The sequence below is a fragment of the Neisseria shayeganii genome, from assembly GCF_014054965.1.
In the GTDB taxonomy this organism is placed as follows: Bacteria; Pseudomonadota; Gammaproteobacteria; order Burkholderiales; family Neisseriaceae; genus Eikenella; species Eikenella shayeganii.
Window position 1 is genome coordinate 921,411 of record NZ_CP059567.1, and the last position, 23,693, is coordinate 945,103.

General features: G+C 50.5%; 27 protein-coding genes and 2 tRNA genes. 15 read left to right on the forward strand and 14 right to left on the reverse strand.

From position 1 onward, the window contains the following. The first annotated feature begins 60 nt into the window (after positions 1-60). From H3L94_RS04470 to H3L94_RS04495, 6 genes are read left to right on the forward strand one after another with little or no spacing between them, the layout of a single operon-like run. Entirely contained in the window at positions 61-261 is a 201-nt protein-coding gene (locus H3L94_RS04470) for a hypothetical protein (protein ID WP_182122830.1), read from the forward strand. A 5-nt stretch (positions 262-266) separates the two neighbouring features. After that, positions 267-479 carry a hypothetical protein gene (locus H3L94_RS04475; RefSeq protein WP_182122831.1) on the forward strand — a complete coding sequence of 71 codons (213 nt, stop codon included), beginning with the start codon at positions 267-269 and terminating at the stop codon, positions 477-479. A gap of 21 nt (positions 480-500) precedes the next feature. Continuing rightward, positions 501-686: a hypothetical protein gene (locus H3L94_RS04480; RefSeq protein WP_182122832.1), complete on the forward strand. Its 186-nt coding sequence runs from the start codon at positions 501-503 to the stop codon at positions 684-686. 22 nt (positions 687-708) lie between these two features. Next, complete coding sequence (locus H3L94_RS04485) at positions 709-1,071, forward strand: hypothetical protein (RefSeq protein WP_182122833.1); 363 nt, start codon at positions 709-711, stop codon at positions 1,069-1,071. Between the two features lie 4 nt (positions 1,072-1,075). Next, positions 1,076-1,753, forward strand: coding sequence for a hypothetical protein (locus H3L94_RS04490; RefSeq protein ID WP_182122834.1), 678 nt, complete (start codon positions 1,076-1,078; stop codon positions 1,751-1,753). Between the two features lie 57 nt (positions 1,754-1,810). After that, a complete protein-coding gene (locus H3L94_RS04495; RefSeq protein ID WP_182122835.1) occupies positions 1,811-2,005 on the forward strand; it encodes a helix-turn-helix transcriptional regulator in 195 nt (64 codons plus the stop codon). Between the two features lie 55 nt (positions 2,006-2,060). Here the strand turns inward: H3L94_RS04495 and H3L94_RS04500 are convergent. Next, positions 2,061-2,145, reverse strand: a tRNA-Leu gene (locus H3L94_RS04500). Positions 2,146-2,355: 210 nt separating this feature from the next. On the opposite strand from H3L94_RS04500, the gene mutL reads away from it, so the two are divergent. From mutL to H3L94_RS04515, 3 genes are all read left to right on the forward strand, one after another. After that, positions 2,356-4,275, forward strand: a complete 1,920-nt coding sequence (gene mutL, locus H3L94_RS04505) for a DNA mismatch repair endonuclease MutL (RefSeq protein WP_182122836.1) — start codon at positions 2,356-2,358, stop codon at positions 4,273-4,275. A 142-nt stretch (positions 4,276-4,417) separates the two neighbouring features. Further along, positions 4,418-5,512 carry a chorismate synthase gene (gene aroC / locus H3L94_RS04510; protein WP_182122837.1) on the forward strand — a complete coding sequence of 365 codons (1,095 nt, stop codon included), beginning with the start codon at positions 4,418-4,420 and terminating at the stop codon, positions 5,510-5,512. Positions 5,513-5,994: 482 nt separating this feature from the next. Further along, positions 5,995-8,706: a bifunctional acetate--CoA ligase family protein/GNAT family N-acetyltransferase gene (locus tag H3L94_RS04515; protein ID WP_182122838.1), complete on the forward strand. Its 2,712-nt coding sequence runs from the start codon at positions 5,995-5,997 to the stop codon at positions 8,704-8,706. 160 nt (positions 8,707-8,866) lie between these two features. On the opposite strand, the gene map is transcribed toward H3L94_RS04515, so the two are convergent. From map to smpB, 3 genes are all read right to left on the reverse strand, one after another. Then, on the reverse strand, positions 8,867-9,643 hold the full coding sequence (gene map, locus H3L94_RS04520; protein WP_182122839.1) for a type I methionyl aminopeptidase: 777 nt from the start codon (positions 9,641-9,643) through the stop codon (positions 8,867-8,869). Positions 9,644-9,732: 89 nt separating this feature from the next. Next, positions 9,733-10,095: a hypothetical protein gene (locus H3L94_RS04525; RefSeq protein WP_009118115.1), complete on the reverse strand. Its 363-nt coding sequence runs from the start codon at positions 10,093-10,095 to the stop codon at positions 9,733-9,735. A gap of 66 nt (positions 10,096-10,161) precedes the next feature. Next, positions 10,162-10,611: an SsrA-binding protein SmpB gene (gene smpB / locus H3L94_RS04530; protein ID WP_280525476.1), complete on the reverse strand. Its 450-nt coding sequence runs from the start codon at positions 10,609-10,611 to the stop codon at positions 10,162-10,164. Positions 10,612-11,056: 445 nt separating this feature from the next. Here smpB and H3L94_RS04535 point away from each other — a divergent pair. Further along, a tRNA-Ser gene (locus H3L94_RS04535) sits at positions 11,057-11,147 on the forward strand. A gap of 245 nt (positions 11,148-11,392) precedes the next feature. On the opposite strand, the gene H3L94_RS04540 is transcribed toward H3L94_RS04535, so the two are convergent. Both H3L94_RS04540 and H3L94_RS04545 read right to left on the reverse strand, forming a co-directional pair. Continuing rightward, positions 11,393-11,818 carry a replication initiation factor domain-containing protein gene (locus H3L94_RS04540; protein ID WP_182123101.1) on the reverse strand — a complete coding sequence of 142 codons (426 nt, stop codon included), beginning with the start codon at positions 11,816-11,818 and terminating at the stop codon, positions 11,393-11,395. A gap of 16 nt (positions 11,819-11,834) precedes the next feature. Beyond that, the gene (locus H3L94_RS04545) at positions 11,835-12,131 is read right to left on the reverse strand and encodes a hypothetical protein (protein ID WP_182122841.1); all 297 of its coding nucleotides are present in this window, start codon (positions 12,129-12,131) and stop codon (positions 11,835-11,837) included. Between the two features lie 108 nt (positions 12,132-12,239). Here H3L94_RS04545 and H3L94_RS04550 point away from each other — a divergent pair, with 108 nt between their 5' ends. Further along, complete coding sequence (locus H3L94_RS04550; RefSeq protein ID WP_182122842.1) at positions 12,240-12,479, forward strand: hypothetical protein; 240 nt, start codon at positions 12,240-12,242, stop codon at positions 12,477-12,479. Between the two features lie 11 nt (positions 12,480-12,490). Here the strand turns inward: H3L94_RS04550 and H3L94_RS04555 are convergent, their stop codons facing one another. Further along, the gene (locus tag H3L94_RS04555) at positions 12,491-13,042 is read right to left on the reverse strand and encodes a hypothetical protein (RefSeq protein WP_182122843.1); all 552 of its coding nucleotides are present in this window, start codon (positions 13,040-13,042) and stop codon (positions 12,491-12,493) included. Between the two features lie 572 nt (positions 13,043-13,614). On the opposite strand from H3L94_RS04555, the gene H3L94_RS04560 reads away from it, so the two are divergent. From H3L94_RS04560 to H3L94_RS12385, 3 genes are all read left to right on the forward strand, one after another. Then, positions 13,615-13,875 carry a helix-turn-helix transcriptional regulator gene (locus tag H3L94_RS04560; RefSeq protein ID WP_182122844.1) on the forward strand — a complete coding sequence of 87 codons (261 nt, stop codon included), beginning with the start codon at positions 13,615-13,617 and terminating at the stop codon, positions 13,873-13,875. A 31-nt stretch (positions 13,876-13,906) separates the two neighbouring features. After that, positions 13,907-14,185 (forward strand): hypothetical protein, encoded by a 279-nt coding sequence (locus tag H3L94_RS04565; protein WP_182122845.1) that lies wholly within the window; start codon positions 13,907-13,909, stop codon positions 14,183-14,185. Positions 14,186-14,378: 193 nt separating this feature from the next. After that, positions 14,379-14,558 carry a lipoprotein signal peptidase gene (locus tag H3L94_RS12385; protein ID WP_244958873.1) on the forward strand — a complete coding sequence of 60 codons (180 nt, stop codon included), beginning with the start codon at positions 14,379-14,381 and terminating at the stop codon, positions 14,556-14,558. A 45-nt stretch (positions 14,559-14,603) separates the two neighbouring features. On the opposite strand, the gene H3L94_RS04570 is transcribed toward H3L94_RS12385, so the two are convergent. The 6 genes from H3L94_RS04570 to H3L94_RS04595 all read right to left on the reverse strand — a co-directional run bounded on the left by H3L94_RS04570 (position 14,604) and on the right by H3L94_RS04595 (position 22,159). Then, on the reverse strand, positions 14,604-18,377 hold the full coding sequence (locus tag H3L94_RS04570) for a hypothetical protein (protein ID WP_182122846.1): 3,774 nt from the start codon (positions 18,375-18,377) through the stop codon (positions 14,604-14,606). A gap of 28 nt (positions 18,378-18,405) precedes the next feature. Further along, the gene (locus tag H3L94_RS04575) at positions 18,406-19,191 is read right to left on the reverse strand and encodes a hypothetical protein (RefSeq protein WP_182122847.1); all 786 of its coding nucleotides are present in this window, start codon (positions 19,189-19,191) and stop codon (positions 18,406-18,408) included. A 6-nt stretch (positions 19,192-19,197) separates the two neighbouring features. After that, positions 19,198-19,971, reverse strand: coding sequence for a hypothetical protein (locus H3L94_RS04580; RefSeq protein WP_182122848.1), 774 nt, complete (start codon positions 19,969-19,971; stop codon positions 19,198-19,200). 126 nt (positions 19,972-20,097) lie between these two features. Beyond that, on the reverse strand, positions 20,098-20,868 hold the full coding sequence (locus H3L94_RS04585; RefSeq protein ID WP_182122849.1) for a hypothetical protein: 771 nt from the start codon (positions 20,866-20,868) through the stop codon (positions 20,098-20,100). A 122-nt stretch (positions 20,869-20,990) separates the two neighbouring features. Continuing rightward, positions 20,991-21,530 carry a hypothetical protein gene (locus H3L94_RS04590; protein ID WP_182122850.1) on the reverse strand — a complete coding sequence of 180 codons (540 nt, stop codon included), beginning with the start codon at positions 21,528-21,530 and terminating at the stop codon, positions 20,991-20,993. A gap of 14 nt (positions 21,531-21,544) precedes the next feature. After that, a complete protein-coding gene (locus H3L94_RS04595; RefSeq protein WP_182122851.1) occupies positions 21,545-22,159 on the reverse strand; it encodes a hypothetical protein in 615 nt (204 codons plus the stop codon). A 13-nt stretch (positions 22,160-22,172) separates the two neighbouring features. On the opposite strand from H3L94_RS04595, the gene H3L94_RS04600 reads away from it, so the two are divergent. Further along, a complete protein-coding gene (locus H3L94_RS04600; protein ID WP_182122672.1) occupies positions 22,173-22,826 on the forward strand; it encodes an IS1595 family transposase in 654 nt (217 codons plus the stop codon). A gap of 377 nt (positions 22,827-23,203) precedes the next feature. On the opposite strand, the gene H3L94_RS04605 is transcribed toward H3L94_RS04600, so the two are convergent. After that, positions 23,204-23,629, reverse strand: a complete 426-nt coding sequence (locus tag H3L94_RS04605) for a hypothetical protein (RefSeq protein WP_182122852.1) — start codon at positions 23,627-23,629, stop codon at positions 23,204-23,206. Between the last annotated feature and the right edge of the window lie 64 nt (positions 23,630-23,693).

Genomic DNA, 23,693 nt, shown 5'->3' on the forward strand with positions numbered 1-23,693 from the left:
TGTTGTGGTAGGCGTCGTAATCGGCTTGCTGATTTCGATGCTGATGAGTGAGGTGAGTAAATGAAAAAAGTGTTTATGGCTATGGCAATCAGCCTCGGCTTGATGAAAGAAAAGCAGCCTGAGCCGGGAAGAAAGCCCCGAAAACAGGCGGACAATCCTGTAAAGCTGAAACCCGTGCAGAAGTTTCAGCGACCAAAACACCAACGGAGGAAACGGAAACGCCGAAAGGCAAGTGGCGTTCCGCCAAATAGAGAAAGGTAAATAAAATGGTACAAAATCTATTTAACTCGCCGCGTAAAGTGAAAATGAAACTGGTCGGCTTGGACGGTAACGCTTTCGTTATCATGGGTGCTTGTCAGCGTAATGCTAAGCGACAAGGCTGGAATGATGCCGACATTGAAACGGTACTAGAAGCAGCTAAATCTTCTAATTACAACCATCTTGTTTCCGTAATCATGGAACATTCCGAAGGGGATTAACCTTAAATAAGGAGCTTAATTATGAACGAAAATGAATGGGTATCAATGGAATACGAACGCCCTAATCTTGATTGTCTGTATGACATTAAACTCGATGATGGTTCAATCATCGAATGCGTGGAAGCATCGGAAGTAAACGATGGTTTCTTAGTCGATGTAGTATTCCGGCAGTATCGTAATACTACCCATTTCCGCAAACGTAACTAGCGATTCATTCGTGGGGTACAAAATGGCAAACGTATTGAATGAAATTAAAACCTTCCTGCATAACCATAATAAAACCCTGAAAGCTGCCGCCCTCCATATCAAAATTGGCTATGACAGTGAGTATAACGATAAATTCCTGCACGCCACGCTGCCTGAAGGATTTACCGACCAGCAATTGCAGGAATGGGAGCGGCAGGTCAACATAGAATACGACGATGGTTATGGTACACAAAAGCTATTCGGGCGTTTGTGGTTCGTAGAAGGTGGTCATGCCGAGCGTGCTGTTTATGATGGGGCGGAGTGGTGGGTAGATGTAAGCGTGCCACCCCCACCAAAGCAAGGCGAGATAGTTACAGATGTTCCCAACGGTATTGGCGGAGGTTAAGAAAATGAAAATTTTAGACAAAGACTATAAAATGAAAGTAACACCCGAGCAGTCTCGGGCAGTGCAAGAAGCGTGTTTCGCCAATGATATTGTCTGGAATGGTGACGATTCAAAAACAATAATATATACAGAAAGGCCATACTTATACATTCGTGCGTGCGGGACGATTACATGTGGGGCTGAGGGCGAAGAGGCTTTCTTCGACAACGCAAAACTCTGCCCCATCGAACCCGAATCAATTATTGCAATGCTGAATAGCAAACCCAAAGGACATCCGCACGCCGAATTGATGGCACAATACGCAGAAGATGCTGCCGAAACAGATAAACCGTGGGTATGGTGGGAATTCTTTATCGCTGCCGATGAATATGGGGACGACCGATGGGTAACTTGCAACAGACCTATTACTTGGGAAACACAAAAACAGTACCGTCGCAAACCCGACATAATCAAAATCGGCAAACATGAGTTTCCTCTCCCCATGCAAACTGCACCGACTGACGGAACCCGTTACTGGTATGTGAATCAGTATAGCTATGGGTTCAAATCCGATTCGATGGTTTGGACATCGCATAATGTCGATTCCAATCGCCTTAATGCGGGTATGTGCCACCTTACCAAAGACGCTGCGGAGCAACACGCAGATGTACTCAACGCCATCAACCGTGGAGACGTTGAGTAACCGCGAGCAAGTTCAACCACCCGCCCAACTCAGAGCGGGTTTTGTTTTGGAGTGAATATGGAAACCGAATACCTGACATCTCAGCAATGCGCAGATATGCTGGCTGTGAAGAAGCGTACTTTTCTGGAGCGTATCGCTCCGCGCCCAGATTTTCCGGCGCGGATTGCAGTATCCAAAAAAATCTTTTGGTGGAAAAAAGAGGAGGTAGCGTTATGGCTGGAGCGCCAAAAAGAAAAACGCCCGGCAATCTGATTTGCACCAGATTTGCACCGATCGTTGCATAAAAATATGAATTTAAATAGATTAGTGGTGCGGACGGAGAGACTCGAACTCTCACACCTCTCGGCGCCAGAACCTAAATCTGGTGCGTCTACCAATTTCGCCACGTCCGCAATTTTGAATTTGCGGATTATACTGTAAACATTTTCCAATGCAAGCCTTATTCGATGCGGCCGGCTGCCGGCCAAACCGCCCGGCTTCTATATTTTCAAATCAACTCACCCCAAGCCCCAGGCTACCTGAAAAGCTTTTCAGGTAGCCTGTTTCCGCTTGAGGCTGCGGTATAATGCGCGCCTTTCTTGATTAAGCCGGTGGATTTTCCTATGTCCCGCATTGCCGCCCTGCCAGACCATCTGATCAACCAAATCGCCGCCGGCGAAGTGGTGGAACGGCCGGCCAATGCGCTGAAAGAAATTGTAGAAAACAGCCTGGATGCGGGTGCGGATCAAATTGACGTGGAGCTGGCCGGTGGCGGCATCAAGCTGATTCGGGTGTGCGACAACGGCGGCGGTATCCATGCCGACGACTTGAAACTGGCCCTTTCCCGCCACGCCACCAGCAAAATTGCCAGCCTTGGCGATTTGGAGCGGGTGGCCAGCATGGGTTTTCGCGGCGAAGGTTTGGCCAGCATTGCTTCGGTGTCGCGCCTCACGCTCACCAGCCGCACCGACGGCAGCCCGCACGCGCACAGCATCCGCGCGGTGGACGGCAAGCTGGAAGACGGCAGCGCGGCCGCCCATCCGGTCGGCACCACCGTGGAAGTGGCCGAGCTGTTTTTCAACACCCCTGCGCGGCGCAAATTCCTTAAATCGGAAGCCACCGAATATGCCCACTGCGCCACCATGCTGGAACGCTTGGCGCTGGCACACTCTCAGGTAGCCTTCTCGCTCAAGCACAACGGCAAAAGCGTGTTCAAATACCCCCCCCACAGTGAAGCGCAGCGGATGGCCGCCATTTTGGGCGACGATTTTGCCGCGGCCGCTTTGGCGGTGGACAGCGGCCCCGGCCTGCTGCGCCTGCACGGCTACATCGCCAAACCCACCTTTGCCAAAGGCCGCAGCGACCGCCAGTTTTGCTTTGTCAACCGCCGCTTTGTGCGCGACAAAGTGATGCTGCATGCGGTCAAACAGGCTTACCGCGATGTGCTGCACAACCAAATCGTGCCGAGCTTTGTGCTTTTTCTCGAGCTGCCGCCGGAAATGGTGGACGTCAACGTGCACCCCACCAAAACCGAAATCCGCTTCCGCGACAGCCAGGCCATCCACCGCTTAGTGTTCCACACCCTCAACAAAGCCCTGGCCGACACCCGCGCCGACCAAACCGAGAGCGTGAGCAATGCCGGTGCGGTATTGCACGACATGCTGGGCATCACGCCCGCCGGTGACAGCCCGCAACAGGTGCCCACATCATTCTTCGCACAAGAAACGCTGTCCGCTGCACGCCCTTCCGGCGGCAGCCGCCCCGCCACTTACACCCCGGCCGCCCGGCCGCCGCAACAACGTGCCCTATCGTTGCAAGAAAGCCGTGATGCGCTGCGCACTTATGCCGAACTCTACCGCCGCAGCGACGACGAAACTGCCTTGCCGGAAGCTGTGCGCAGCGCGATTGAGTCAGCGTTGCCGGAAGAACATCCGCAAAATGACGGCTCTGAACCGCACTATCCGCTCGGTTTCGCCATTGCCCAGCTGCTTGGCATCTATATCTTGGCACAGGCCGAAGACAGCCTGATTTTGGTGGACATGCACGCCGCCGCCGAACGGGTGAATTACGAAAAAATGAAAGGCCAACGCGCGCTTTCAGGTAGCCTCAACAGCCAGCAGCTGTTGATTCCGGTGACATTCGAAGCCGGCCGCGAAGAAATGGCCGCTTTAGAAGAACACGCCGATGCCCTGCAACGTTTCGGTTTGCACTGTTCGGCATTGAACGAGCGATCCATAGCCGTGCGCGCCGTGCCGAATATGCTGGCCAAAACCGATGTGGCCGCCTTGGCCCGCGCGGTGCTGCACGATTTGGCCGAACACGGCCAGTCGCACAGCATCGAAGCGCTGGAAAACCATATTCTCGGCACTTTGGCCTGCCACGGCTCGGTACGCGCCGGCCGCCGCCTCACCCTGCCCGAAATGAACGCCCTGCTGCGGGATATGGAAGCCACCCCGCGCAGCAACCAATGCAACCACGGCCGGCCGACTTGGGTGAAGCTCACGCTGAAAGAATTGGATGCCCTGTTTTTGCGCGGGCAGTAATCCGCGCTGTCACACAAACATCATCAAACCGTCATTGCCCGGGGCTTATATCTGCGGTTTTGCTTTCAGGTAGCCGTAAAAGGCTACCTGAAAGGCAAATATGCTAAACTGCTGCCCGTTTTCCTTCATCTCTCCCTACATCATGGCAGGCAATTCTTTCGGACAACTCTTCCGCGTCACCACTTTCGGCGAAAGCCACGGCCCCGCCTTGGGCTGCATCATCGACGGCTGCCCACCCGGGCTTGCATTAAGCGCCGCCGACATCCAAACCGATCTAGACCGCCGCAAACCCGGCACCAGCCGCCACGTGACCCAGCGGCGCGAGGCAGACGCAGTGGAAATCCTTTCCGGCGTATTCGAAGGGCAAACCACCGGCACCCCGATTGCGCTCTTAATCCGCAACACTGACCAACGCAGCAAAGACTACGGCAACATCGCCCGTCAATTCCGCCCCGGCCACGCCGATTATACCTATTGGCACAAATACGGCCTGCGCGACTACCGCGGCGGCGGCCGCAGCTCCGCCCGTGAAACCGCCGCCCGCGTTGCCGCCGGTGCGGTGGCCAAGAAATGGCTCAAAGAACAATTCGGCACCGACATCACCGCCTATGTCACCCAAGTAGGCGAAAAAACCATCGCCTTCGAAGGCTACGAACACATCGGCAACAATCCCTTTTTCGCTGCCAACCACAGCCAAATTGCCGAGTTGGAACACTATATGGACAGCGTGCGCAAATCGCTGGATTCCGTCGGCGCCAAACTCGCCGTCGAAGCCCGCAACGTCCCCGTCGGCTTGGGCGAACCCGTATTCGACCGGCTGGATGCTGACATCGCTTATGCCATGATGTCGATCAATGCCGTTAAAGGCGTGGAAATCGGCGCCGGTTTCGGCTGCGTTGCCCAACGCGGCAGCCAACACGGCGACGAACTGACCCCCGAAGGCTTTTTGTCCAACCACGCCGGCGGCATCTTGGGCGGCATCAGCACCGGCCAAGACATCACGGTGAACATTGCCGTCAAGCCCACCAGCAGCATCGCAACCCCACGCCGCTCCATCGACATCGAAGGCAATCTGGTTGAGATCGCCACCCACGGCCGCCACGACCCCTGCGTCGGCCTGCGCGCCGCCCCGATTGCCGAGGCCATGCTCGCACTGGTGTTAATCGACCATGCTTTGCGCCATCGTGCGCAGAATGCCGACGTTCAGGTAGCCACTCCCGATATTGCCCGTCGGTAATCACTGCCGTTTGCCGCCCAAACCACATAGACACGCCGCAAACCGTGCCGGCTACTGACCCATAGCCCATCCGCCCGGCCGCCGGCTTTCAGGTAGCCTGCGGCCGGTGCGCAATTTAGGCGGCGTGTTGTCATCACGCCCTCCGGGCCGATCCATTCTACGGGTAGGCGGGGGAGGGTTTCTCTGGAAATACCCTGCAAAAATGTCCGTACGCGGATGTTTTGCAAAATCTTTGCCTATTCTTTCTTACCTCGTTTCGACATCCCTCCCGGTGATCATTTCCCAACGGACTGTTCACTCTTTACCTCAAGATAGAATGCGCGGCGGCATGGCGGCGTCAAAACAGCCGGCACGTTTATTCGCACCGGCCCCGGGAGATGGCCGCGAGGGCGAAACGCTGCGTTACATCAATGCGCAGGCCGGTGTTTTCCGTTAGAATTTGCCGTCTGTTCAGCCGATTTCTATGTGAAGGAGTATTCCTGATGAAGCCGCATTACCTGCATCCTTTGTTTGCGCCGTCGCATGTGGCGGTGGTGGGCGCCAGTGATACCTCGGGCAGCGCGGGCCAAATTCTGCTCGGCAATCTGTTGGCCGGCGGCTTCAAAGGCAAAATCACGCCGGTCAATATCCGCCACGGCATGGTGGGCGGCCTGAAGGCTTATGCGCACTTGAGCGAGATTCCCGACCAAGTGGACGTGGCGATTGTGCTGACGCGGATTTCTTCGCTGGAGGCGATTTTCAAAGATTGCGCAAAAAGCAAAATCAAATTTGCCGTGCTGCTGAAAACCCATAATCAAACCACGGCCAAAGACCGCAAGCTGCTGGAAAAAGCGGTAAAAACGGCAAAGAAATTGGGCGTGCGCGTACTGGGGCCGAGCTTTTTGGGCATGATGCGGCCGGCCGTCGGCCTGAATGCGGGCATCCACAACGGCACGGTGAAGGCGGGCAATCTGGCCCTGGTCAGCCAGTCCAGCGCTTTGTGCAGCGCCATGTTGGATTGGGCGGAGAGCCGCGACATCGGCTTCTCTACCGTGCTCTCTCTGGGCGAATACACTTGGGACGTGGATTTCGGCGAGATTCTCGATTATTTGGTCAACGACCGCAGCACGCAGGCGATTTTGCTGCATATCCACCATGCCGGCAACGGCCGCCACTTCATGAGCGCTTTGCGCTCTGCCGCCCGTTCCAAGCCGGTGGTGGTGATCAAATCGGGCAATGCCAACGGTCATTTGGCCGGCTACACCCTGGCCAGCCGCCGTTTGAGCGCCGGTCATGTATTCGACAGCGCTTTGGCGCGGGCGGGCGTGCTGCAGGTAAGGACCATGTCGGAAATGTTTACCGCGGTGCGCGTATTGGCGGCCAATTACCGCAGCAGCGGCGACCGTCTGGCGGTGGTGTGCAACGGCGTCGGCTTGGGTCTGCTCGCCGCAGATACGGCAGCCGATGCCGGTGTGCCCTTGGCGCAATTGGGCGAGCGTACCTTGGCTGCCCTGGCGGCCGGGCTACCTGAAAACTGGCCGCAGACCAATCCGGTGGATATTTTGGGCGATGCCGGCCCGATGCGTTTTCGCACGGCGGTGAAGCTGTGCTTGGAAGACGAAAACACCGATGCCGTGCTGGTGTTGTTCTCGCCGCAAAACGGTACCGACCACCTGACCACCGCCAAGATGATGATTCAGCTGCAAAGCGAAACGCAGAAGCCGATTTTGCTGTCTTGGCTGGGCGGCACCAAGGTGCAGAGCAGCCGGGATTTGTTTGTCCAGTCCAAACGGGTGCATTTCAGTAGCCCCGAGCAGGCCATGGCGGTGTTCCGCAAACTGGCCGACTACAACCACAACCAGCGTCTGTTGCTGCAAACCCCGCCGCCTTTGAACGACACGCATTTGCGGCCCGATCTCCCCGCCGCACACCGTTTGCTCGACTGGGTAGCCAAGAGCGGCCAACACATCGCGCCCGAGCACATTTCCAAGCAGCTGCTCGGTTTATTCGGCATCCACACCAATCCGACACGCTTGGCGCTCAATGAAGAAATGGCCTGCGAAATTGCGGAGGAGATGGGCTATCCGGTGGTGCTGAAAATCGATTCGCCCGATTTGTTTTACAAATCCGATATCGACGGCGTGCGTCTGAATCTCGCCAACCGCGAAGAACTGGTGGCGGCCTACCGCCAGGTGTTGGCCAATGCCGAGGCGGTGGAGCCGAAAATCCGCATCAACGGCCTCACCGTGCAGCCGATGTATGCCGCCAAACACGGGCGCGAGGTGTCGGTGAGCGTGGCCAACGATGCGGTATTCGGCCCGATTCTGACCTTGGGTGCGGGCGGCGACAGCGCCGACATACAAGGCAAGCTGGTAGTATCGCTGCCGCCGCTGAACGATACCCTGATCAGTGATATGTTTGCCCGCGCCGAAGTGGGCAAAACCTTCGGCAGCTACCGCAATATGCCGCCGATCGACGATTTGGCGCTGCGGCACCTCCTACTGCGCGTGTCAGAAATCGTGTGCGAGCTGCCGGAAATTGCCGAAATCGAAATTGATCCGATTATTGTGGGGCCGGAAGGCATCATGGTGCTGGATGCGCGTATGGTGTTGCGCCAGCAGGAAGCCCCCGTCGCCCGTTACGGCCACATGGCCATCATGCCGTACCCGCATTTCTTGGAAACCGAGACCACATTGAAAGACGGTACCGCCGTGTTCGTGCGGCCGCTGCGGCCGGAAGATGCCGATATGGTGCAGGCTTTTGTGCGCGGGTTGTCGGACGAAAGCCGCTACAACCGCTTTATGTCCAGCATCAAGCAGTTGTCGCAAAACGTTTTGGTGCGTTTTACCCAACTCGATTACGACCGCGAAATGGCTTTGGTCATGCTCAAGCGGCACCCGGACGGTCATGAGGAAATTTTGTCGATTGCCCGCTACATTACCGACCCGGATATGACCACTTGCGAATTCGGCATTTCGGTTTCCGACCAGTGGCAGGGCCACGGCATCGGCGTGATCATGATGAACTTACTGTTTGATGCGGCCCGCCATCAAGGCCTGAAAACCATGCGCGGCGAAATCCTGACCGCCAACACCGGTATGCAGAAGCTTACCCGCAAGCTGGGCTTCAATATTAAGAAAGATCCGGACGACACCAGCATTTGCCTGGTGGAGCGGCCCTTGGTGGAAAAAACGGAGCAGACAGATAAGGCTTGAAGACGCAGTGTGTTGATGATTCAGGCTACCTGAAAGCATGCGGTTTATCGCGGCGGGCTTTCAGGTAGCCTGAATGGTAAGGGCGTGTGAAAAAGAGTAGGGGAGAATGGCTGACGGCTGTTTAATTGGGTAGGGCGCAGCCTTGCGGTCGGATCGGCGGTTAAGGCAGACCGGTTTTCGGGCTGACGGTCAGAATTTCATAGCCGCTTTCGGTCACCAGCACTTCATGCTCCCATTGTGCGGACAGTGAGCGGTCTTTGGTCACCACCGTCCAGCCGTCGGCCAGAATCCTCAGATGGCGCTTGCCTTGATTGATCATCGGTTCGACGGTAAAAATCATGCCCGGCTCCAAGCGCAGACCTTGTCCTTTGCGGCCGTAATGCAGTACCTGCGGTTCTTCGTGGAAGCTGCGGCCGATGCCGTGGCCGCAGAATTCCTGCACCACCGAATAACCGGCATTTTCCGCCACCTGCTGACAGGCATGGCCGATGTCGCCCAAGGTGGCGCCGGGCTTTACCACCTCGATGCCGGCCATCATGCTGGCGTGGGTTACGTCGATCAGCCGTTTGGCCTGCGGGCTGATTTGGCCGACGGCAAACATGCGGCTGGAGTCGCCGTGAAAGCCGTCTTTTTTGATGGTAACGTCGATATTGACGATGTCGCCGTTTTTCAGCGGCTTGTCGTCGGGGATGCCGTGGCAGATCACGTGGTTGACCGAGGTGCAGCAGGATTTGGGGAAGGGCGGGCTGCCGTAATGCAGGGGCGCGGGATAGCCGCCCTGCACATTGATGTGGTAATCGTGAATCAGTTGGTTGATTTCATTGGTGGTGACCCCGGGCTTGACGAAGTCGCCGATGTAGTCGAGCGCTTGTGCGGCCAAGCGGCCGAGTTCGCGCATTTTTTCGATTTCTTCCGGGGTTTTGATGATAACGGGCATATCTATTCCATGGATGAATCACACATCAAATCTGAGCGGCCCGAAGCCGGATCAGATTTGAGGCGTGGGATAAGCGGGGAGGGTGCTGTTTATTCGCCGCCGTCTTTTCGGCGGTAGCGCAGGCCGTGGGCGCTGTATTTGGGCGGGATCAGGCTGCTGCGCGCCAACAGCATCAGGCAGCCGGTTACCATCAGCCCCAAAGCAATCAGCGGCCCTTGGTCGAAAATATACTGGCTTTTCAAATAGACTGCGGCGCCGATGTAGATGAGCAGCGGGCCGGAAACAATGCTTTGCTTGTTGATGCCGTCCATCACCAGCACTGCCGCGCCGCCCACAGCCAAGCCAATCGCCAGCAAAGTGGCCGTAGGCGGTAGGATATGGGTGCTTTTTAAAAACCAAATGGCGCCGACGATGATCAGCACCAAGGGAATCAACAAAGAGCTTTGCCGCATGATTTTCTCTTTCTTTCTGTTTCCAAATGTCGCCAGGCTTTCAGGTAGCCTTTGCCGTGATGGTGTTTAGCGCGCGTGCTTCATCAGGCGCTGTTTTTCACGTTGCCAGTCGGCATCTTTCATGCTTTGGCGCTTGTCGTGCTGTTTCTTGCCTTTGGCCAAGCCTATATCCATTTTGATGTAGCCGCGCCGATAATGCAGATTGAGCGGCACGATGGTGTAGCCGGCCCGCTCGGTTTTGCCGATCAGCTTGTTGATTTCGGCTTGCTTGAGCAGCAGTTTGCGCTGGCGAACCGGATCAGGCTTGACGTGGGTAGAAGCAGTCGGCAGCGCCGTGATGTGGCAGCCCACCAGATAAAACGCCCCTTTTTTCCAATGAATATAGCTCTCCTTTAACTGCACCCGTCCGGCACGTATAGCTTTGACCTCCCAGCCGTCCAGCACCAAGCCGGCTTCGATTTGGTCTTCGATGAAGTAGTCGTGGAACGCTTTTTTATTGTTGGCGATACTCATAATCGGTGTCTCTTCGCTATAGGCCGCGGATTGTAACAGCAATCATGTCGCAGGAGAAATCGAGCAAAAGAGCAGGTGCTTTTGCTTTGCTCCCGTCCATTCAGACGGCTGCACCTTAGAGGCTGTTGGCGGCACAGAGGAGGCGTGGTGTTACGGCATTATGTTGGCTTGGCCAGTCCGTGTGGCTGACCGTTTAAACAACCGCGTCTGCTGTGTTGGAAACGTTTACCAGGTGCCCAAGCTTCCGCTTATTGAGCTTGGTATATAGGCGGTTTTTAATGCTAAAACCGCTTCAGCAACCACGCCGCTACGTCCACAATAAATTTTAAGAATGTTTGGAAAACGAGCTTGCAGCAGCGTGCCCCCCCGTTTCCGGCGCCTCGTGCTTCTTCTTAAAAATTGCTTGCCAATATGTAAAAAAGCGGTATAATGCGCGCTTCCGTTAGCCGGAGGTGTGGCAGAGCGGTTTAATGCAACGGTCTTGAAAACCGTCGAGGGTTGATAGCCCTCCGTGAGTTCGAATCTCACCGCCTCCGCCAAGTAAATTAAATAATACCCTGATTTATCAGGGTATTATTTTTATCCGCTCTGGTTTTGGTACCTAATTGGGTACCTAATGCCAAACACTCCCCTCTCACCTCTCCCGGCGGTGTTCCGCTTACCCGCTGACTGTTGCGCCTCACCAGCACAGGCCGTGCAGAGAGCCAATCAGGTACTTCAAATACGGCACTGCTGCCCATAACCTAACCGACATCGGTTCCGATCTTCCTGTTTCCGGCATACCTTACGCAGAAGGCGATAGGATCGGAGGCGCCGTACAATTCTCATCAAGCGGATGCAGCCCCTTGGGATATTTGCCGGGTGGCGCAATCAGCATCCGAACAATCTCTCCGTCCGTCCGGCCCAAGTCATGTTGGTAACGAACAAACGCCCCGGCCTGTAGGCGGGCGAAGTATGCCGCCCGTTGTACAGTCAATGCCTTTCTGACTTGTTTTGTGATTTTTCGTTTGGCCGAGTTTTGAAACAACCGTGCACCGACAGGATAGGCACCACACAGATACTCACCCGGATAGATGAGGATATCCGTGGGAATCTCGTAGTCATGAGCACGAAACTCGACCTCGAAGCGAACCCACCGGCTGGTTTTGTCACCCAATTGACGCCCTTTTTCGTAAATCCTCGCCAATTTTGCTCCATAGCGGGAGCCGATATATAAGGTTTTCCCGCTACCGTCTTCGTTCTCCCATGCCGTTCCCCGTTAACCCTTGTTCATAGAGTACGGTACTTTCTTTTGCCACATACTGCTTGTGCAGCACTTGGCCGTTGAGGCTGTTCATAAACACCATGACGCCGAAAGCTCTGCCGAAGTAGGTTGTGTCCATGATGATGTTGGCAACCGGATGGGGCGGCGGCGGCCGATGCAGGCTGGCTTGTTTGAGGCGGCGCTGTATGGTTTTTAAGCTGCAACGGTGCCGATGGGCCAGTTGGGCATAAGTTTGTTTGAGGTGGATGTACTCATACAAAAGACAGTCATTGTCGAGTGTCTTTGAGACCGGGAGAAATTTGTTGCAGGCAGAACATTTATATCTTTGCCTACCGTTTTTTCTTCCGTATTTGATAAGGGTGTTTTGATGGCAAAACGGGCATTTTTAACAAACATTGGCAAAAAACCGCTGAAAGCCTTGTATGCTAAGGATTACAGCGGTTTTTACCAACCCAAATGTCCATTAAGCCTAAAACAGGTGGCCAAGCAGCGCAGCCTGGCTGCTCAAAGGGCGGCACCGAGGCCGCCCTTTAGCCATCAAACATCAATTGATAAGGTTTTATTTAAAAACTTAAATTCATCATCAATCTACGCGCAGAAGAAATAACCGCCTCTCTGCTATTCAACGGGGTCGATACGGGAAGACAGATTTTCCAGCGCCTCGATACTGCGGTCGATTAACGGATAAATCTGACGCCGTCGGATGGCATTCTGCTTTTTAAAGGCAGACAGCTCATCAAGCACTTGCCGACGCACGTCCAGTAAGCCGAGCAACAGTTTAACCAAGCGCTTAATCACCGCCTGGTTACGCCCTTGTGCCGGCTGGAAAGCCTTGCGGCGTAACAAATAGAGCGGATGCTGGGTTGGCTGGTCCAAGTGCAGGCGCTGGCTATACCAATTGCCCGCATTACCCTGCCGCTGCACAATCCATAGCGGGACATAATCGTAACCGTGGCCATATACCTTGTGTGTTTTGAAAAACGGAACCGATAGCCTGGGCGAACAGATGCGTTGGGCACGGTTAAGCTCTGCGGCGGCCGAGCCAATCAGTGTATCCAGCTCATACAGCATCTCCACTTGCCGCTGCATACTTTGCTGCACGCTGTGCATCAAATGGCCGGCCGGTCGTGCCTGATAATAATGTTTCGGTTCTTTTGAGGATTTGGACACTGCGATCTCCTTTATATAGATTTTATCGATGCCCTCATCTTATTACATCTCATCAATTATCAAAATATTCAATTTAAACAGTGGATTAATCATATTCGTCTATTCGGATTCACTCATTGATACGGCAGTTCATCCGACTGCATTACAGGTAACTTTTCGGCTGTAATTATCCAAATAATGTGCTGCGCATATGCCACAAAAAACGTGTACCGGCTCGGGCCGGACACGTTTTTTTGCTGCTGATGGCCTCCAGCGCACGCCGGACGATGTTTGGGCGCAGCCGGATCTACTGAAAAATATAAACAAATGATTTTATTTAATTTTATTTCATATGAAGAAATGAAAGGGGGTTTTTCTGCGGCCGCGGCATATGACTGTAAGCACGAGGTTGTTGTGCGTGCGTCACGCTGCCACGCAGTGTTTGCAGGGGCAGCAACGGGGGAAAGGGGGGAGTATTGCGCCTTTGAAAATAGTTTATAAAAATCAAATGATTAATATCAAAAAATGATTGACTGCAGTAGAGAGGATTAATCATTATGGTAACCATGATGATTTACCGCAGGAGCATTCCTATGACTAAAATTAAAATGACTAAAATTAAAAATATTATAGATATCAATGAACTATGCGAAATATTACGTATCAAACCATCAACTGTATACAGCCATATACGGGGAGGCACTCTACCGCCGCCCATAAAAATCGGCCAGCTGTCGTACTGGCCAATGGCTGAGATAGAGAGATACCACGCCGCAATATTGGCCGGTTGTACTCGCCGTGAATTGCAACAACTGACCCAGGACTTGTTGACAGCCAGGGCCGAAAACCCATGATGCCCGTTACCGCATTCTCGCCCATCAGCGGTTGTGGGAGAGCAACCGGAGCAAACTCGAATCCGTCCGCCTGGGCCGCCAGGTGGGCGTGCGCAGCAATCTGGACGAGTTGCAGGCGGTTCAGGCCGAAGCTGAGGCGCGGCAGCAATTGGCAGAAGCCCGCTACGGACAAATCATGGCGTATTTGCAGTTGCTGGCGCACAGCGGTACGCTAACCGACGAAACCGGCTGGGCGGTACTGCGCCAACGCTTGTACGGGCCGGCCCGTCCGTCTGATCCGTCTGATCAGAGCAGCAGCCGGGCACGGTAATCATCAAATCAAGCGGCTGCTTAGGCTGAAGATGGAAGCGGAAACGGTGGTTACCGGCAGTCACAAGGCTACCTGAAAGCAGTCTGCTACCGTTCTAAACGGCTTTCAGGTCGCCGCTACAAATGCCTCAGCGGCGCTCTGCGTCATGGGGGTTTTCAGGTAGCTTTTGCGCTTGCTTGTATCCAGGTAAGCGATTGCTTATTTGAACGATAAAGGGCTGAGACCTTTGCAAAACCCCCATCTGCGGCGCATTTCTGCGTTGTGCGCTGCTCGCTCACTTGCCTATCTATATGATATGTCTGCGTTCCCTGCGCTGCTACGCCTTGAACTGCATCCACATCTGGAGGTTTTGCAAAGGTCTCGGGCTACCTGAAAAGTTCTCAGGTAGCCCTTCATCTTTAAAAGCCGGATGCTTGCCTCAAGCCAACGGCGTAGCCGCCAGCAGGGGCTGGTTTTGCGTGGCGGCCAAGGGGGCGGCCACGCCGCCGCTGCCGGCGCCGAAGGCGGCCATGGCATGCACCAAGCCGCTTGCGCTGTCGGCCAGCAGAGCCTGCACTTGGTCGGGCTTGAGAATCTGGCCGTCGGCAAACTCCCAATTCACCACCGCCTGCGCGGTTTGGCTTTGCCCATCGGCAAACTGATTCTGAATCAGAATGCTGTCGCTGCTGCCGTGTTTGCGGATCCACAGGTCTTTGCCTTCGCGTTTGAAACCGACCTCGACCAGTTTGGTGTCTTTGAAGTAGATATGGTCTTCGCCGCCCTCGGCTTGAATCGTGTCTTGCCCCCAGCGGCCGGAGAAGACATAAGTGTCGGCACCGGCCCCGCCGTTGAGTACGTCGTTGCCTTCTCCGCCGTTGATGACGTCGTTGCCGCCCATGCCGAAAATGGTGTCGTGGCCGCCGTAGCCATTGAGGTCTTCGCGCGCATCGGTGCCGGTTAAGGTATCGCCGTCCTCACCGCCGCTCCATGTCTGTTCGGGCGTTTCGTATTTGCCTTTGGGCGCATCCGGTGTGGTAGCGGCACCGCCGTCATCGGGTTTGGGCGAATCCGGCTGCTCCGGATCCTTCGGAGCGGCCGCATCCGGCAGGTACAAACCGAAATCTCCCGCCCGATGGTTGTCAATCACGATGCCGCTTTGAAACAGGTCGCCACCATTCAAATTCAGGCTGTTGCCGGACCGGGTTAGCAACCAGCCGGTTTCTTTCGCCTGCCAGCGGTCGGGCTGCGCTGGGTCGGCCGCCCAAGACAAGGTATGCAGGGCACGGCCGTCAATCATAATCGCGCCTTGGCCGTCGCTGTCGCTAATGGTGTCGGTATCGGCGGCATTTTGCAGATCACCGCTGTGGAACAGATACACATCCGCCCCTTCGCCACCCAGCAGCCGGTCGCCGCCACGGCCACCGATCAACACATCGTTGCCTTTGCCGCCGTGCAGGACATCGTTGCCCTCGCCACCGCTTAAGTAATCATGTCCGGCCACATCGTGATTGCGGTTGTCATCACCCCACAGAATGTCGTCGCCGTGACCACCGTATAAGTAATCGCCGCCGTCTTGGCCGATCAGCAAATCGTTGCCGTAACCACCATCCAAGAAGTCGGTGGCGCCGTCTGCCGCCACACGATGGTCTTCATTACTGGGCAGCACTTTGGCCGTCAATGCATAGTCTCCGGTTTCCCGATTGATCGCCACAGACCATTCGTCGGTATCCGGATGGGTGCGGGTAACGCTGTTGAGCGTTGTCGCTTCCCACTCTCCGTTACGGAAAGAAAACTCCGTACCCAAAGCCGGACGGTGCACCGAAGGCGGAATCACCCCGCCGCCGGGCAGATAGGTCGGACCGCTAATCGTGCTCTCCACATAAATATGCTGGCTGCGCCGGCCGGCGCGGTAAAAAGCATCGCCGATCAATACATCGTCGCCTGCACCGCCGTACAGCCAATCCATGCCTTCCGCACCGCTTAGGAAGTCATGGTTGATGCTGCCGTAAATCCGGTCGTTACCCAGTCCGCCTGTCGCCCAATCGCCGCGCTCGCCGCCGCTGCCGGTGCGCAGATGCTCGTTCTCGAAACCGGTATGGATGATGTCGTCGCCGGCCATGCCGCTGATCAAATCACGGCCGCCACCGCCGATAATGGTGTCGGCATCCAAAGCCTGCTCTTCGGGTGTACGCGAACTACCGGCACCCACATAGGCGCTGCCGCTCAGAATATCGTTGTCCTCTCCGCCGTAGATCGTATCGGCATGGAAGCTGCCGAACACCAAATCGCTGCCACTCCCGCCATTTATCTTGGCACCTGCCGTACCGGTGGCAAACACGATGTCGTCTTTCTCCGCTCCCGAAATTTGGAAATGATGGTGACCGCCGAGGTAGAACACATTGTAGCGGCCGGCATGGCCGCTTTGGGAGAAGGCGGCTTCAGATCCGCCTTCTGCCGGCACTTCATCGGCCAGGGTGATGCCCAATGCACTGAAGGTGCCCGGCTGGGCGCTGCCGACCGAAGCAAAAAAGCCTTTTACCGTGGCACTGTCGCCGCCCTGACGGGAGAGCAGCAAATCCTCCTCTTGGCGCTCGGCCACCAATTCGCCGTCGCGCTTGCCGTCTTGGCCGATACTGTACCAAGTGTTGTCGGGATCGCTGCTGCTGCGGGCGAAGCGGGCGGCGGTGTAGTCTGCCGAATCTGCGCCCAACAAACGCTCGCGGCCGCTGAACACGATGCGGCCCTGACCGTCACTGTCGAATACGGTGTCGTGGTCTTGGATATGGTAGGTGTCCTGCCCGCTGCCGCCTTCGAGGTAGTCGTGGCCGGCTTCGCCGTGCAATTCATCGTTGTCGTCACCACCGTTCAGATAATCGTCTCCGCGTCGACCATACAGCTTATCATTACCGGAGCCACCGAATATCCGGTCATCATTTAAGCGTTTATCCGGAAACAACAGCCCGCCCGCCTTATCCAAGCCATAGATCACATCATCGCCGCCTCCGGCAACAAAGGTGATTTTGTTTTTATTGTTGATGCCGAGTTTGAAATTATTTAATCGTGCTACTTCTATATCAATCAGGCTTTCAGAATCAGATTTAGGAACGGATGTAATAAGTTGATGGTTGATAAAATCACTAAAATCCTGGATAGAAAATTTATCCAAATCTAGCTTATCATCATCCACTGTTCCATAATATACGCTTCTACCCTTATCATCTTTAAATGAAATAACTCCCTGCTCATACATTTCCGAATACATTATCCTTGAACCGTATAAAACATTACCCAATCTTATATCCATCAAAATATTACTTGCTTCGATATAATTATTATCTAACAAAATCTTCTGATCCTTTTTAAAATCAGCTAAGGTGTAAGTGCTTCTGGGTAATAAATGGTAGTCGGTATAGTGAATAGGCACAGTGCGGCCGATACCCAAAGTTTTTAGCGGTTGATCAGCATTTTTTCTGATGCTGCTGGGGTCAGAAACAAAAGCATTAAACAGATTACCGGTTTTCTGCCCGCCATCATTATTGCCACCAACAAAATCAAAGTTATCCACCCCTTTGGGGCTAACCACAAAGTTTTCAATCAGGCGTGTGCCATCCGCCTTTACTACAAAGCGCACATTGTTATCGTAAACACTATTTAAATCAACATCATTACCCACATCAACAGCGCCTACTTGGAAATTGGTGCTTTCAAACATCTGTACACGCTGCGCAAAATCATAACTGCTCTCTCCATCCGGGAAAAATTGGCGCTGGAAAACAGCTTTTTGCAGAGTTGGGCTACCTTTGCTGACGCCAAGATAGCGTTCGTTTAAGGCAATGATTTCTTTTAAGTCAAAAACCAAATCACCATTTTTATCAGGCTCTTTACCGCCATGCTTGAGAAGAAAATCTGTTGTCAAACCAATATCAACCAGATCATTATCTTTTTGAATATCTGAGAGCAGATTAACGGAAAAGAAATTTTTTACAAAGCCAAAAATTGCACCGTTAACAAACCTACCCGGACCTTTGCTCATGAATTCATGAGCAGAAATCTGAACAATATCAGATTTTACATCTGTTTTAGATTTATCTTTAGTATCAAGCAGATTATTTCTAATTAGTTTTTCATCTAGAAACTCCGCACCTTTAGGAGCTTGGATTTTTTCAAACAAGTACATAGCCCACAATTGCTGAAACGAAGGAATAGTAGACATAGCAAACCTCCCAATTAACTATTAATAATTAAGAACAGAATGGATTGGGGTATTTCCCTCTCCCGGAACTTACAAAAAAGAGCAATCCTGCCTTATTATTCAGAAATAAAATATTAGACCCATCGCAACTAGATGAATACAGATTAACCAAATTATCTTCATCTTTTAAAAGATATTCGAAATCAGATCTTTTATATGGTAAAGAAACATCTTCTCTATACTTCTCAAGAAAATCTAAATGGTATTTTTCAGTATAAGTTTGCTTTCCTCCTCCATCATAAAAAAATTGTAAGCACTCATCCAAGTCCGTTTTTACAGGAGAATGCTCCATATTTCTATCTTGATAAAATTCAGGCAAATTCACCTTGAATGGATTAAAAAAATCAGTAGGTAAATCTCCTTGCTTAAACCAAGTAGATTTAATGCTTCTACCACCTCCACCAACAAAATAATAATTAGATGAAATAGATGATTCAAATAACCATTTAGCACCATTTGGCGTATCCATTTGATTTAGTCTAGTAAGCGCCATATCTACAGGAATACCCAATAGAGGAGAAGATGATTCTAAATTATAAATATGAATCACACAACCAGGATTACCCGAATAATCATCTATAATTGACTGCCTGTCATAGGCAGCATAAATATAGATATGCTTATCAATCCCGTATCTATTTGGTGTTACTGTATGCAAATCCTTTATTCCGTCATCACTAAATTTCTCAATATCTAATTCTGGATCAGTTGAACAAGCCATCAACATTATAGACAGAATAAAAACAAATAAACTTTTCATATTTTTAATACGCAATATAAACTACTTACAAGCAAGATTGGGAAATTGACTTCTCAACCCATAACCAACCGTGATTAATAAATTAGTTTTACTACTTAAAAACATCATTTCAGATGACCAGCAATTACTATTAAAAGAAACCAAAGTGTCTTTATCTTTTAGAGTCCTTTCAAATTCATCTCTTAAGTAAGATTCAGAAATATCATCCCTATACTTTTCCAAGAAATTCAAATGATATTTCTCAGTATATGCCTGATTAATTGCGCCATCATAAAAAAATTGCAAACACTCATTTAAGGCCACCTCCGCAGAAGACTGAATCATATCTTTATCCTGATAAAAATCAGCAAGATTAAGATGAAATGGATTAAAAAAGTCGCCTGGTAAATCAGACTGTTTAGACCATATAGAGCGCACCAATTTATCCCCTCCTAAATGTTTATTACCATATGAATAATACCAATTTTTATGAAGTGTACTTTTTATCCAATAAGGCTGACTAGGGGTATCTACCTCATTTAAATAGTTTAACATATTATCAGGAGAGTAAATTATAGGAAATTTTAAGTTATAAATCCGGAAAATACATCCTGGTGCCACTTGGGTTTCATCTAACATAGATTGCCTATCGTAAGCCATATATAGATAAATATTCCTATCAATCTTGTACTTGTTGGGATTTACAGTATGCAAATCTTTCAAGCCATCATCATTAAATTTCTCAATAATTAATTCAGGTTCTGATGAGCAAGATATTAACATTACAGATAAAATTAAAATAAATAATTGCTTCATATTAGTTCACTCTCTAAAAGCTCAATCCTTTTAAGAACGCTATTTTTCCCAAATAGATACATAGACCATAATTGTTGAAATGAAGGAATAGTAGACATAGTAAATCTCCCGATTGTTGGTTAATAACTAAGAGCAAAATGGGTTAGGATATTTTTCCCTTCCCGAACTGGCAACAATAAACAGACTCCTTTTAGTATTAAAAAAATATGTAATATTGCTGCGACAATAAGGATCCATACGGATTAATGTATCCTGATCCTGTAAAGCATCAACAAAATCCAATCGGGTATATTTTTCAGCAATTCCTTCTCTGTATTTTTCAAGAAAGTCTAGCCGATATTTTTCCGTATAAGTTTGTTTATCCGATCCGTCATAAAGAAACTTCAGGCACTCATCCAAGTCGGTCTTTACTGGAGATTGCACTTTATTTTTATCTTGGTAAAAATCAGATAAATCAACATTAAATGGATTAAAAATATCTTTAGGTAGTTCACTTTGTTTAAACCAAATAGATCGAACACTTCCTGGGTTTTCCCCAACCAAGTAATAGCTGGATGGAACAGATGATTCGGGCAGCCACTTAGCACCACTTGGCGTATCTATTTCATTCAGGTAGCGAAGAGCCTTATCTACAGAGATGCCTGATAAAGCAGAAGATGTTTCTAAATTATAGACATGAATCACACAGCCCGGAATACCCGAATAGTCATCTATAATTGACTGTCTGTCATAGGCGGCATAAATATAGATATGTTTATCAATCCAGTATCTATTCTCCGCCCCTTTTGTACCAAAACCTTTAAAATATTCATCATGAAACTTCTCTATAAGTAACTCCGGTTCAGACGAGCAAGCTACTAGCATCAAAGATACAATAATAATAAATAAATTTTTCATATGAAACTTTTAGTAAAGTTATTCATTATTGTGAATAATGAAGACAGGGTTTAGCTAAATAAAAAGCCCGTCTTTTCTTTAAAAGATTATCTGAAAGCAGTCTGTAACAGTTCAAACGGCTTTCAGGTAGCCTCTCTATATGACTCGTAGCAGATAGATGCTTTCAATCGTTCCGCCGCATATTCGGCCGTCAGCGCCCAATCCGTTCTGATGGCGGCAGGGTGGTATTCGGTACGGGTAAGGGATTGCCAGAAGTTATACATATCCACCAGCTGATGATGCGCCAAACCATCCAGCACAATATCGTTGAGATCTGCGCCAATTAAATCCTGCGCACCTTTCGAGCCTTTCAAGGCCAGCACATAGGCCTTGGATACTTTGTCTTGAAACAGGGTGGCGGAAAAGCCGCTGCCGTTGAGAATATCAGAAGTAAAGAAGCTGTCCCCAGCTTGGTCGTGGTGATAGGCGATGACATCGTAGCGGCTGGTAATATAATCAGCCAGTTTAACAGTAGTGGATTTTTCATTCGGTTCATCATCTTCTTTTCCAGTATCAATGATAGCCTGACCTAATTCCTCCTTACCACCCAGTTTGTAATTAGAAAAATTTGCATACGCAGCTTCTGCCAAAATCACATAGTCTGAAATGTTTTGATTGCTCATAATTCATCTCCCATTTACGATTTAAAAAAATACAGCATTTTATACTGAATCCATAGTTCTCTATTTTTACAACTAGGTATAGCATCTATCCAAAATTTTAATCCAGCAATTAAATCCGTTGAGCTGGTTCCAATATTAGCTTCAATATATTGAAAAAGAACTTTTTGGCTTAATCTATCATAATAAATTTTATCAGTCATTAATAAATATGAATGATTTTTATATCTAGTATATGTAAAAACCCTATTATTAACTTGATGAGAAATTTCATAATTTATATGATTAAAAGTAAGAGTCTTGCCTTGCATATCTAGGGTAGGGGATTGATCAATCGGCTGAATTTCTCTCCAAATCTCTTCCCCTCCTACTATTTCTTTCCACTCTTCCGGCGTTATATAAACCTTAACTCCGGCTTGTTGGCACATTTCCTTGGCATAGGCGCGCACTTGCAGATACTCTACGCCCCAATACACCCACCAGCCGCCCATCAGCAGCATAAAGCCGATAAACGCCCCGGCTGCACCCGCCCATTTTTTTTCGGGGAAAGACGCCCGCATCCACATCTGACCCAGTTTGGCCGCAGCCACCGTCAGCCAAAACCAAAGGGGCTGAAGTAGATTAGCAGTCATGCTAGGCTACTAAATGAAGATAACCCACTGTAAATTAAAAAAGACGACACAAGGAAAGCTGCTCGAATATTTTGTGCTGGAAGTAACCGCCCGTTCCGCTGCCGATATCTTGGGTATCCAACCTAACACCGCCATACTGTTTTACCGCAAAATCCGCCAAGTGATCTGCCATCATCTGGCTTTGGAGGCAGATCAGGTTTTTGAGGGCTCCGTAGAGTTGGACGAGAGCTACTTCGGCGGTAAGCGCAAAGGGAAACGCGGCAGAGGAGCCGCAGGCAAAGTGGTGGTTTTCGGCATCCTCAAACGCGGCGGCAAGGTTTATACCGTCGTGGTGGACAATGCTAAGAGGGAAAGTTTATTTCCTGTTATTACAAAGAAAATTCTGCCGGATAGCGTGGTTTATACAGACAGCTTGAGTAGTTACGATGTACTGGATGTCAGCGGTTTTCACCACCACAGAATTAACCACAGTAAGGCATTTGCCGAGAGGCAAAACCACATCAACGGCATTGAGAATTTCTGGAATCAGGCCAAGCGTGTCTTGCGCAAATATAATGGCATTGACCGAAAGTCTTTTCCTCTATTCTTGAAAGAATGCGAATTTCGTTTTAATTTTGGGACGCCAAAGCAGCAGCTAAAAATTCTGCGGACTTGGTGCGAAGTTTAGGACTAATCTACTTCAGCCCCAAACCAAATGCCCAAGGCAAACCAGATAACAATAATGATCACAACATCTCCGATTGATGGCTTTATTTTTTCAGCAAAGACGGCTGAAAGTTGCTTATAGCGGTTGAAACGGCTTTCAGGTAGCCTCCACTATAGTATTTATCGGCATCACTGCTTATCCATACCGGTAGAAAGCAATTCCCTTTGCCTATAATAATTTTATTTCAATTAAATATCATTAACATAAGCAAATCTCATGCCATATTGGATAAATCATTCTAAAGTTTAATTTCCCGCATAAAATGGCGCTAAACCGCCTGCTTGGTGAAACTCTCCACTCTTATCGGCTTGCCTTGATGATTCCGCAATGCTCCCCATCTAGGCCGAAAGGTGCCAAAAATGGTATGTATCCACCTGATGATGCGCCAAACCGTCCAGCACAATATCGTTGAGATCTGCGCCAATTAAATCCTGCGCCCCTTTCGAGCCTTTTAAGGCCAATACATAGGCTTTGGATACTTTGTCTTGAAACAGGGTGGCGGAAAAACCGCTGCCGTTAAGAATATCAGAAGTAAAGAAGCCATCCCCGGCCTGGTCGTGGTGATGGGCGATGACATCGTAGCGGCTGGTAATATAGTCAGCCATCTTGATGATGGTGGATTTTTCATTCGGTTCATCATCTTCTTTTCCAGTATTAATAATAGCTTGCTGTACTTGCAGATTATTTTTTATATTAAAAATTGAAAAATCTGCATATGCAGCTTCTGCCAAAACTACATAGTCTGAAATATTTTGATTACTCATAATACATCTCCCATTTACGGTTTAAAAAAGTATAGATTTTCCTGTTTACTTAACTCAAAATAAT